The 11517-nt window shown below is 41.3% G+C and carries 11 protein-coding genes and 1 other RNA gene; 9 read left to right on the plus strand and 3 right to left on the minus strand.

What is annotated here, in order from left to right; all coding sequences use genetic code 11:
- The 6 genes from dnaA to CRECT_RS00030 all read left to right on the plus strand — a co-directional run bounded on the left by dnaA (window position 1) and on the right by CRECT_RS00030 (window position 8179).
- Window positions 1–1311: a chromosomal replication initiator protein DnaA gene (gene dnaA, locus CRECT_RS00005; RefSeq protein WP_002943473.1), complete on the plus strand. Its 1311-nt coding sequence runs from the start codon at window positions 1–3 to the stop codon at window positions 1309–1311.
- Window positions 1312–1449: 138 nt separating this feature from the next.
- Window positions 1450–2517: a DNA polymerase III subunit beta gene (gene dnaN / locus CRECT_RS00010; RefSeq protein ID WP_002943479.1), complete on the plus strand. Its 1068-nt coding sequence runs from the start codon at window positions 1450–1452 to the stop codon at window positions 2515–2517.
- A gap of 16 nt (window positions 2518–2533) precedes the next feature.
- Window positions 2534–4843, plus strand: coding sequence for a DNA topoisomerase (ATP-hydrolyzing) subunit B (gene gyrB, locus CRECT_RS00015; RefSeq protein WP_002943456.1), 2310 nt, complete (start codon window positions 2534–2536; stop codon window positions 4841–4843).
- A gap of 1 nt (window position 4844) precedes the next feature.
- Window positions 4845–6236 carry an EAL domain-containing protein gene (locus CRECT_RS00020; RefSeq protein WP_002943068.1) on the plus strand — a complete coding sequence of 464 codons (1392 nt, stop codon included), beginning with the start codon at window positions 4845–4847 and terminating at the stop codon, window positions 6234–6236.
- Window positions 6237–6245: 9 nt separating this feature from the next.
- The gene (gene queF / locus CRECT_RS00025) at window positions 6246–6953 is read left to right on the plus strand and encodes a preQ(1) synthase (protein ID WP_002943227.1); all 708 of its coding nucleotides are present in this window, start codon (window positions 6246–6248) and stop codon (window positions 6951–6953) included.
- Window positions 6950–8179 carry an HD domain-containing protein gene (locus CRECT_RS00030; protein ID WP_002943300.1) on the plus strand — a complete coding sequence of 410 codons (1230 nt, stop codon included), beginning with the start codon at window positions 6950–6952 and terminating at the stop codon, window positions 8177–8179. Before queF ends, CRECT_RS00030 begins: the two co-directional genes overlap by 4 nt.
- A gap of 4 nt (window positions 8180–8183) precedes the next feature.
- Here the strand turns inward: CRECT_RS00030 and ffs are convergent.
- Window positions 8184–8281, minus strand: an RNA gene (gene ffs / locus CRECT_RS00035) — signal recognition particle sRNA small type.
- A gap of 53 nt (window positions 8282–8334) precedes the next feature.
- Here ffs and CRECT_RS00040 point away from each other — a divergent pair.
- Both CRECT_RS00040 and CRECT_RS12290 read left to right on the plus strand, forming a co-directional pair.
- Entirely contained in the window at window positions 8335–8769 is a 435-nt protein-coding gene (locus CRECT_RS00040) for a hypothetical protein (protein ID WP_002943126.1), read from the plus strand.
- 117 nt (window positions 8770–8886) lie between these two features.
- A complete protein-coding gene (locus CRECT_RS12290) occupies window positions 8887–9081 on the plus strand; it encodes a hypothetical protein (RefSeq protein ID WP_198400766.1) in 195 nt (64 codons plus the stop codon).
- 791 nt (window positions 9082–9872) lie between these two features.
- On the opposite strand, the gene CRECT_RS00050 is transcribed toward CRECT_RS12290, so the two are convergent.
- Together CRECT_RS00050 and nrdD are read right to left on the minus strand one after the other, a co-directional pair.
- A complete protein-coding gene (locus tag CRECT_RS00050) occupies window positions 9873–10559 on the minus strand; it encodes an anaerobic ribonucleoside-triphosphate reductase activating protein (protein WP_002943320.1) in 687 nt (228 codons plus the stop codon).
- A 17-nt stretch (window positions 10560–10576) separates the two neighbouring features.
- Window positions 10577–10738 (minus strand): anaerobic ribonucleoside-triphosphate reductase, encoded by a 162-nt coding sequence (gene nrdD, locus CRECT_RS00055; protein WP_002943222.1) that lies wholly within the window; start codon window positions 10736–10738, stop codon window positions 10577–10579.
- 148 nt (window positions 10739–10886) lie between these two features.
- On the opposite strand from nrdD, the gene tpx reads away from it, so the two are divergent.
- Window positions 10887–11411: a thiol peroxidase gene (gene tpx, locus CRECT_RS00060; RefSeq protein ID WP_002943364.1), complete on the plus strand. Its 525-nt coding sequence runs from the start codon at window positions 10887–10889 to the stop codon at window positions 11409–11411.
- Window positions 11412–11517: the final 106 nt, after the last annotated feature.

An 11517-nucleotide genomic window follows, 5' to 3' on the forward strand; every position in this document is an offset into this window, starting at 1 on the left:
TTGGTCGCAAACGAGGTTTTGGAGCTACTTTCCAAAGAAATTTTACCGTCGGAATTTGAATGCTATATCAAGCAGCTTAAATTTAACGAAAAAAACTCAAATTCGACAAATGTCGTATTTAACGCGCCAAACGAAATAATCGCCAAATTTATCCAAACCAAATACGCCTCCAAAATCGCTCATCTTTTTGAAGTAAAAACCGGACAAAAACCCGTAATCAACGTCCAAGCCGCGAGCAAAACGCAAAGCAAACCAGCTAAAAAAGTGGACGTAAAAGAGATAAAAGCGCAAAGCAGCCTGCTAAATCCAAGCTATACGTTTGAAAATTTCGTCGTCGGCGACTCGAATCAATTTGCATTTTTAAGCGCGAAAGCCGTATCCGAGCAGCTGGGTAAAATTTACAATCCGCTTTTTATCTACGGTCCAACGGGACTTGGCAAAACGCACCTTTTGCAATCGGTCGGAAATTTTTGTCTAAACGGCGGCAAAATGGTCATTTGCGTCACGAGCGAGCAGTTTATCACGGACTTTACCTATAATCTCAACAACCACTCGATGGAGCGTTTTCGCGAAAAATACCGAAACTGCGACGTTTTGCTCATCGATGACGTGCAGTTTTTAGGCAAAACGGATAAAATCCAAGAAGAATTTTTTCACACCTTTAACGAACTTCACGCCAAAAACGGCCAGATAGTGATGACATCCGACCGTCAGCCAAAGCTGCTAAAAGGATTTGAAGATAGGCTTAGAACGCGTTTTGAGTGGGGTATCATCGCAGATATCACGCCGCCGGAGCTCGATACCAAAATCGCCATCATCAAAAAAAAATGCGAATTTGATAAAATTTATCTCGGTATAGAAGTGATAAACTACATCGCAACCAACATGGGAGATAATATCCGAGAAATCGAAAGCGCGATAATAAATTTAAACGCTTATGCAAGGCTGATGAGACAAGAGATCACGCTCGAGTTTGCAAAAAACATCCTGCGCGATCAGATAAAAGAAAAGCGCGAAAATATAAATCTAGAAAGCATCGTCGAAATCGTGAGTAAAGAGCTAAACGTAAAGCCAAGCGAGATGAAAAGCAAATCCCGCTCGAAAAATATCGTAGAAGCCAGGCGCATCGTGATATATCTGGCTAAAAATTTAACGCCGAATTCGATGCCGCAAATCGCACAGTTTTTTAATATGAAAGATCACTCCGCCGTGAGCCACAGCATCAAAAAAATAAACGAGCTAATAGAAACGAACGAATACTTTAAAATCCGCGTCGAAGAGCTAAAGAACAAAATTTTAACCAAAGAATAAAACCGTGAATAAATGTGAAAAAATAAACCAGTTTTTTAACGCCGCAAATGCCCTAACTAAAGCAAACGAAAACAGTTTTAAACTTTTCACACCACCTACTAATGCTACTAAAAGAAATTTAAAAATAAAGGAAAAAAAATGAAAGTCGCGATTAACAAAAACGCTCTTGAGAGCATCGTAACAAATACAAATCCTTACCTAGAAAAAAAGGATCTAAGCGCTATAACTTCGCATATTTTTATTAGCGCAAAAGACGGTATCTTAAATATCAAAGCTACCGACCACGAGATCGGTCTAGCCTATAAACTCTCAAATGTCAAAATAATGGACGAGGGAAACGCGACGGCAAACGGTAAAAAGCTGCTTGATATCATAAGGAGTCTAAAAGACGAGGAAGTCACGCTAGAGACGGTAAATAATTACCTCTACATAAAACAAAAAAACTCAAAATATAAACTCCCGATGTATAAATTTGAGGATTTTCCAAATTTCCCGGCCATAGAAAATAAAAACAAATTTGAAATCGACGCCGTAATGCTCGGGCGAAGTTTAAAGAAAATTTTCACGAGCATCGATAATAACAACCCTAAATTTGAGCTAAACGGCGCACTCATCGACATCAAGCAAAACTACATAAATATCGTAGGTACCGACACTAAAAGGCTTAGCGTATTTAGATTTGAAACGCCGACTCAGAGCGAATTTTCGCTGATAATCCCGAAAAAAGCCATTAGCGAGATACAAAAACTATTTTTTGACAAGATCGAAATTTATTACGACGATACGACTCTGATCGCTCAAAGCGCAAATTTTGAGTTTTTCACAAAGCTGATAAACGGAAGATTCCCCGACTACAACAGAGTAATCCCGCAAGAGATAAAGCGAAGACTAAGACTAAGCAGAGATAAAATGATAGAGGGCATCAAAACCGTCTCAATCATCTCCGAGAGCACGAAAATCGTATTTGCGCCTCAAACCATAAGCTTTGAAAGCATCGTCGAGGATAACTCAGAGGCTAAAACTACGATAGAATTTGCAACCGGACTCGAAGAGGAAATTTACGTCGGCGTGAAAAATAGATATTTGCTTGATTTCTTACAAAGCATCGAAGAGGATCATTTCGAATTTGGCTTTAACGACTCGAATTTAGCCTTTACGGTGAGCTCAAACGAGCTAAAAACGGTCATAATGCCGATAAATTTATAAAATAAAAAGGTAAATAATGCAGCAAAATTACGGCGCGGAAAATATTAAAGTTTTAAAAGGGCTCGAAGCGGTCAGAAAACGCCCGGGTATGTATATCGGCGACACTAACATAAGCGGTCTACATCACATGATCTACGAAGTCGTCGATAATTCCATAGACGAGGCTATGGCCGGCTACTGCGATACGATCGATATCGAGCTAACGCGCGAAGGCTCGGCGATCATCAGCGATAACGGCCGCGGTATACCGGTCGATATGCATCCTACGGAGAAAATTTCAGCCGCAACGGTCGTTTTAACGGTACTTCACGCAGGCGGTAAATTTGACAAAGATACTTATAAAGTATCAGGCGGTCTGCACGGCGTAGGCGTTAGCGTCGTAAACGCTCTTTCTAAAAAATTGGTCGTAAATATCAAACGCGACGGTAAACTGCACAGGCAAGAGTTTTCAAAAGGTATCCCGCAAAGCGATCTTGAGATCATAAAAACGACCAATAGAACAGGCACGCAGGTAGAGTTTTGGCCGGATGACAGCATTTTTGAAGTTATGGAATTTGATGATGAAATTTTAACCAAACGCTTTAGAGAGCTAGCCTATCTAAGCCCGAAAATCACGATAAATTTTAAAGATCAAAGAAACGGTAGAAATGAGAGCTTTCACTATGAGGGCGGACTTGAGAGCTTTGTAACCGATTTAAATAAAAACGAAGCAGTTAGCAAAGCCGTATCATTTAGCGGCGGCGAAGAGGACGTTTTAGTCGATTTTGCGTTGATGTACAACGATACTTATAGTGAAAATTTACTAAGCTTCGTAAATAACATCAAGACTCCTGACGGCGGTACGCACGAGGCTGGTTTTCGCGCCGGTTTAACTCGCGTGATAACAAACTATATCGCCGCAAACGCCGCAGCACGTGAAAAAGATACCAAAATCACGGGCGAAGATATCCGCGAAGGCCTCATTGCAGTTATCAGCGTAAAGGTACCAGAGCCGCAATTTGAGGGCCAAACGAAAGGAAAACTAGGCTCAAGCTACGTAAAACCGATCGTTCAAAAGATGGTTTTTGAGGTACTTAGCAAGTATTTTGAAGAAAATCCGATCGAAGCTCGCGCGATAATGGAAAAAGCGCTTATGGCGGCGCGCGGACGCGAAGCTGCTAAAAAAGCTCGCGATCTAACGCGTAAAAAAGAGGGTCTAAGCATAGGAACGCTACCTGGCAAACTAGCCGACTGTCAAAGCAAAGATCCTACTATCAGCGAGCTTTATCTGGTGGAGGGCGACTCAGCGGGCGGCTCGGCCAAGCAAGGACGCGATAGAGTATTTCAGGCGATTTTGCCGTTAAAAGGTAAAATTTTAAACGTCGAAAAATCGCGTTTAGATAAAATTTTAAAATCGGACGAAATAAAAAATATGATAACCGCGTTAGGTTGCGGTATCGGCGACGAATTTGACTCCGAGAGGCTTCGCTATCACAAGATTATCATTATGACCGACGCCGACGTAGACGGCAGTCACATCCAGACGCTGCTTTTAACGTTTTTCTTTAGATTTTTACACAAAGTCGTGGAAAACGGTCATATCTATCTAGCCCAACCGCCGCTTTACCGCTATAAAAAGGGTAAAAAAGAGATTTATCTAAAAGACGAAAGAGCGCTAAATGAATTTCTAATAGAAACTGGCATCGAAGGGGTTGAGTTTGAAGGCATCGGAAACGCTGATCTCATAGACTTTTTAAAGATAGTCGCAGCTTATAGAAGCGTATTAAAAGAGCTTGAAAAACGCTTTAACGTGATTTCGGCTATTCGTTATATGATAGAAAATCCAGATATTATTTCTAAAAGCTATGTTGAAATTTTTGAAATTTTAAGGGATTATTTACAGGCTCAGGGGCACAATATTTTAAATTCTTACGTCAGCGAAGAAGAAGCGCGAATTTACGTACAAACCGAAAGCGGTCTGGAAGAGCTTTTGGTAAATGAAAATTTATTTACAAATCCGCTCTATGAAGAGGCACTTTATATCAGCCAAAAGATAAAAGAGCGCGGCGTCGAGCTAAAAGGCGACGTGATAGACGTGCTCGAAGAGATCGAAAAAAATGCCAAAAAAGGCGCCTATATACAGCGTTATAAAGGTCTTGGTGAGATGAATCCGGATCAACTGTGGGAAACGACGATGAATCCAGAAAATCGCCGTTTACTAAAAATAAATATAAACGACGCTATCAGCGCCTCGGATACGTTTAATCTCTTTATGGGCGACGAAGTCGAACCGCGAAGAAACTACATACAAGAGCACGCAAAAGACGTGAAACATTTGGACGTGTAAGATGCTAAAATCAGAGCTGAAAGAAAGATCAAACAGATTTAAAACCGCTCTTGAGATTTCTTCGACATTCATTTTTAGTATTATCATTTTAGTTTATATTTTCGTTAAAAAAGACGAAATAGAATTTGACGTTGACGATGTTATTTTGATCACGATTTTGGTTTTGTGTCAGGTTTATTTTACGGCATATAAAATTTATCAAAGCTTTAAAACAAGTATCCTTGATCAGGTTACGAAAGTCTATAATAGAGATGAAATTTTAAGGCTTTTTTCAAAACAAGCTTCCAAATTTAAAGGTAAAAGCAGCGGCAATATGGTGATGTTAAAGATCGAAAATTTAAACGATCTAAATGAGCGTTACAGCTTTGTTAGTACCGATATTTTGCTCAAACGATTAGTCGAGAGGTTGGAAAAATTTCTAAACGAAAAAGTCTCCAAAAATACTCTCATCGGCAGATATTCAAACGAATATTTTTTAATCTTTTGCGAGAGTAAAAGCACCGAACTCATCCACCTTTTAAATATTTTTGAAAAAAGTATTTTAAACGACGGAATTTATAATATCGAACTAAAGATTAAATTTGACGCCATAGACATAAATCACTCGGCGAGCCTTAAAAATTCGATCTCTTATCTCATCCAAAAGCTAAATTTAGATGAGAATGACGACAAAATAGACATCACCGACGATATGGAAAAAGATATCTGTAACTGCATCGATATGCAAAGATTTATTTTTCAAGCTCAGACCGTAAAAAGCCTTCGTTTCGGACAAAATTTGAAAAATATTTTTGTCAAAATTTATACCGACAAACAAGGTCTCGTCTCGAAAACCAAAGTGCAAAATATCGCAAACAAAAACGGCTATGAAGTGCTTTTTGACATAAACGTCATCAAAAAGCTATCCGAGCTTAATTTTAAAGACGAAGAGCCGTTTGTGATCGAAATTTCGTCGGTTTCGATTAGGAATTTAAAATTTATAAACTTTATAAAAGAGTTCGTCGGACTGGATAAAATAGATCCAAGTCATATTATTTTCGAATTTAGCGAGAAACTAGTATATGACGAGATAAATAGATTTAGGGAAATTTTGACGGAGTATAAAAATCTAGGTTTTCGTTTCGCGCTTAATAAATTCGGCGGCAACAACGCGGGCTTTGAATATTTTAAATATTTGCCGATAGATTTTGTTATTTACGATATCGAATTTAACAAAAATATCAAAAACGACAAATTTAAGACGCTGTTTGAAAATCTAAATTTGACCGCAAAAAGAGTAGGGGTAAAATCAATCATCAGATTCGTTGAAGACGAAGAATTTTACAACATTGCAGAGCGCTATCAGACCGACTTCGCGCAGGGCTTTTTCATAGAAAAACCAAAAGAAATTTAAAGGAAAAAAATGCAAGAAAATGAAGTCAGCGAGCCAAAATACGGCGAGAAAATAATAAGCGAATTTGACATAGAAAAAGACCTGGAAATCTGGGAAAACAAGCACGAACGCGACTATAAGATCAAGATCACGCTGCCGGAGTTTTGCTGCCTATGTCCGCGCTCGGGGTATCCTGATTTTGCGACGATTTATCTCGAGTATGTGCCGGCTAAATTCGTCGTCGAGCTAAAAGCGATTAAACTCTATATCAACAGTTTCATGACTCGTAACATCAGCCACGAAGACAGTATAAACGAAATTTACGACGTTTTAGAGCGAAAACTGGCGCCAAAATGGATGAAGATCACGGGCGACTTTAACCCGCGCGGCAACGTCCATACGGTAATCGAAATTTGCTCGGACGAGATAATCAAAAAAACGCAAGAACAAAGCTTTGAAACGCCGAAATTTGAGAAATTTGCGCGAGATAGCGAGCGAAGTTTCGATAGAGGCGGTTACGGAGCACGCGAGTCTAAATTTAGCAAAGACGGCTCTCGCGGTAAGAGTTTCGGAGCCGATAAAAGAGACGCAAAAACCGGCGATAGAAAACCTCGCGCGAGTAAAGATAAATTTGACGACAAACCGCGAAGAACGGGCAGTAAAGAGGGCTTTAAAAAGCCTGAATTTGCCGGCGAAAAGCGCGCTCGCATCGTGAAAAAATCATCGGAAGATAAATGATAAGCGCGCAGCTGATCGAACATATCTTTAAAGCCGCATCCATCTCGCGTTGGAACGACTATCCGAAGATGACGAATTTAGTCGAGCTTGATAAGCAAGCGCATAAATTTATCATCGCGTATTTCATCGCAAAGCTCGAGCGGGACGTCGATATGAACTACATCATCGAGGCCGGTATTTTCGAGTTTCTCGCGCGCGTCGTGGTCACGGATATACGCCCGGACGTGTTTCATCAGATGCAAAAAACCAAAAACGAGCAGATAAACGCCTGGGTGCTTGAGGTCTTAGAAGGGCTCGTAAAAGACGTAGAGGGCGGTAAATTTTTAGAGCGGATGCGCCGCTATCTCACGCACAAAGACAAAGCTCACGCCAAAGAGCGCCTGATCCTAAAAGCCGCTAGCTATCTCGCGACGCGCTGGGAGTTCTCGATCGTTTATCAAACGAGCAAATTTCTAAGCGACATAGACGAGCTAAAAGCGCGCGTGGAGGAGGAGTTGGAGGATTATTACGAGCTAATAGGCGTGCGTAAAATCGTGATGAATCAAAAGCTAGCAAAGCTAGTCGATCTAGCCGGCAGACTGCGCTTTCAAAAGCGCTGGGCGCAGACGCCGCGTATCCCTGAAACGGCGGTTTTAGGCCATATGTTAGTCGTTGCGATTTTGAGTTATTTTTACTCGCTTGAGGTTAAGGCCTGCAAATCAAGGCTAGAAAATAACTTCTTTTGCGCGCTTTTTCACGACCTACCCGAGTCGCTAACGCGCGATATCATTAGCCCCGTAAAATACGGTATCGAAGGGCTAAACGAGATAATTAGCGAATACGAAATGCGCCTGATAGATGAGAAAATTTTGCCTTTCGTGCCTGAAAATTTTAGAGACGAGTTTAGCTATATCCTGGGCATCCGTATGAAAGAGGGCAAATTTATCAAAAACGAGTTTGAAAACAGGATCTGCGAGAAAAAGCCTCTGCATCACGAGGGCACGATGGAGAACGTAAACGAGGATAAATTTAACGCCATCGACGGCAAAGCGCTCAAATTTTGCGACAAGCTCGCTGCGTTTTTTGAGGCTGGGATCTCGATCAGCTACGGCGTGAAGTCAAACGAACTAATTGAAGGCTTTAATAATATGGATAAATTTTTTCAGAAAAATCAGAGCTTGGACGGAGTGAATTTTTTAAAAATTTGCGATGATTTTAAGGAGTATTTTTCGCTTTTGCAGGTTTAAAAACCCTCTCTCAGATGACTGCGGCACACGCCTAGCCTAAGTGCTCTGCTGTGTTCCCACCCTGAAGCGGTGCCTAGAAGAGACGTTGCACAGGTCTAAGAAAGGGCAAGAGCGATTTTACTCAAATTTTACTTAAATATATTTTAGGCGGCAACATGGAATTTGATATAAAATGTAAATTTTTGTCGTTGTTTAGGGAGTTTTTGGTCTATCACCACCGCTCGCTGGAGTTTCGCGCGAAGGTCTTTGCGGCCGTCATCTCGGCCAAACTCAATCCAGAAGAGGACGATTTTGCGAATTTATACGACATCTCGAGCGAAATTTACGCTAGTGACGAGAACCGCAAACGCGTACTCATCGAAACGACCAAAGAATACGTCTCCCGCATCAAGCGCAAAGACCCGCTGACTCTTGATAGCTTGCTCTTAGCGATCGATCAGGCTATCAAAGCGAATAAAAACTACGCGCTAAAGATCGATTTCGAGCACTTGCGCAGACTCATTGACGCCGACGAATACGAAGGTCTCGTGCAGCAGCGCGTGTATGATTTTTTACTCTACGAGGTAAAAACCTACGCGCCAAACAGATAAAACGTCAAATTTGAAGGTCAAATTTTGCCTATTTTTACTGCTTTTTAGCGGCGTTTTTTGCGGCTTCTTGTTTGATGTTTGATTTCTTTGCAGGCGATGCACTTGATGACGGCATTTATGAAGAGGTCGATAGTCGGAGGCCGGCAGCGCTACGGATATAAATTTCACCGTCAAAAAGACGGTATCTACGAGATAAGTTTCATCTACGCGCAAAAGATCCACAAAAAGCAAAAAACTCAGCGAGGAGGCCTTCCCCGGATACGGCAGCGATGGATTTACGAAGTGGTTTTGCGAGAAAGCTACGGTTGCTAAGCTAGTCGAGCATACGCCTATGTAAAAGGCGTTCCTGCGCCCATAGGCACGAGCGAAAAGGAAAAAGTGACCTGCACCGGCAAAAAAATCTTGTTAAAAGTCGCGCCGAAATCTTTATAAAACCGTAAATAAACTACGTAAAAGGCGGTGAAATGAACTAGCTAAAGCAAAATTTGAGTGCTATAACAGAAACGTTTGATCTATCAAAATACGGCGGCCGCTTTATGATACGGCACACCAAACGGAGGCTTTGCACGGTAAAATTTTACTCCGCGCAGAGCTAAAAAGGCGAATATAACGCAAAAGCGCAGGCTCTAAGCGACCTGCCAGAGCTAAAAATCGCGACGTTTATTAAAATTAGCAAATATTACAACTGAAAATGACGGACAATTAAATGAATATTATTTTAAAATTTTCTTTATTTATTGTATTTTACGTTTGTATCGCCGCATCTATAATGAACCTATCTTTTTGTATAAGCGGAGTGTATTTTTTTGTATTTGATTTAGGCGGGTTTAATCCCAATAATAACGGATTTATCCTTGTTTTTTCAATGTTTGTAATTCCGATTATATCCTTTGTTGCCGGCATCCATTTTACGCTGTGCATCTTTGAAAAAAGATCGCCAAAACCTATTGTAGCGTATATTTTTTGCGTCGGTATCGTGATCTTTCTAATCGAAAATTTGTTTTTTGAAGTTGTTTATAGCGATAGAAGGGAATTTAACGGGATTTTAAATGCTTTAAATTTAGTAGCGGCTTTAATAATTCCGCTATTTTTTATAAAATTTACTAAAAATTCCTAAGTCCTATTTCTAAATTTGAACGGATCAAATTTGGATCAAATTTAGCCTTCGCCTGCGTCAAATTTCCAAAATTTTCGCCCGTGTCGAGGAAATTTTGTAGATAGTAAACGCCTCTATATCCGTGCTCGTATAAAATCTCGCTCATCTCTGAGATATCGGCCTCGTTTAGCAAGTCCGTGTGCACCGTCGTTCTAACCTCAAATTTAAAGCCGGTTTGCAGCAAAAACTCAAGCGTTTGCAAGAAATTTTTATACAAATTCGAGCCGCTAACCTTTAGAAATTTTTCCTTCGTAGCTTTAAAATCAAGCGCGATATAGTCGATCAAATTTAGCGAGATAGCCTGCCCAATGATGGTCAAATTTGAGCCGTTGGTATCGACTTTGAGCAAAAATCCGCGCGACTTTACTTCGCTAGCTAGCGGCAAAAACGCGGGGCTAAGCGTGCATTCGCCGCCGCTAAAAACTACGCCGCTAAGCTTGCCTTTGCGCTTGTCTAAAAATTTGATAAACTCGGCGCAGCTGATCTGTCCGGCACCCGTGACGATAGGGACGTTGTAGCAGTAGGCGCAGCGCATGTTGCAGCCCGCAAACCACGCTATACAGGCTGTTTTATCAGGGTAGTCTAGGGTCGTAAATGGAGTGAGCGAGTAAAGCGGAAAATCGGCGTCTCTCACGTTTTACTCGCAGGAGTTTAGCGGGCCTTGGGCTCGCAAAATTTGACGCGCTCTTTGTGCTCGCCTTTTTTACCGAGGTTAAAGCTCTCTACCGGGCGGTGATAACCCATCACGCGCGTGTAAATGACGCATTTAGTGCGCTTTTCTTGTAGTTTTTCGAGGATATTTTTGTCGCTCATTTGTCACTCCTTAATAATAAATATTAAATAGTATAGCACTTTGTATATAACTGCCGTCTTAAATTCCGCGACCTACTTTTGTTTTTCAGCCGTTGTTAAAAGTATGGTAATATCCGCGTTACGATTAAATTTAAAACAAAGGAAAAACATGGCGAAAGTCAAATTTCACGGCGCGGACGTCGCGCTAAAAGGCGAAGAGGTATTCGTGGGCTCATATGCGCCCGAAGTTGCACTTGTAGGGCAGGATCTTGGCGAGTTTAAGGTCGGCGGCAACAACGGCATCGAGATACTAGTCACCGTCCCGTCTCTGGATACTAGCGTTTGCGCGACGGAAACGCGTAAATTTAACGAAAAAATGGCGGCGAAAGAGGCGATCAAGCTAAGCGTGATCTCGATGGATCTGCCGTTTGCGATGGGTAGATTTTGCTCCACGGAGGGTATCAAAAATTTAAAAGTCGGCAGCGACTTTAGAGCTAAAGAGTTCGGCGAAAAATACGGCGTAATCATCGGCGAAGGGCCGCTTGCGGGGCTTTTAGCCAGAGCCGTTTTCGTCATCAAAGACGGCATCGTCATCCACAAGCAAATCGTTCAAGATATTGCCGACGAGCCAAACTACGACGCGGTATTTGACGCGATAAAATCAAGCGGAGGTTGCAGCTGCGGGTGCATATGAGCCGCTAATTTTAAAGACCGCGAGAGCGGTCTTTTTTGTAAATCTATAAAATTTGTATTTTAAAAAACAGTAAAATCTTGGACTTAAATTTACATTTTACTTAAAA

Source organism: Campylobacter rectus (assembly GCF_004803795.1).
Lineage (GTDB): Bacteria > Campylobacterota > Campylobacteria > Campylobacterales > Campylobacteraceae > Campylobacter_A > Campylobacter_A rectus.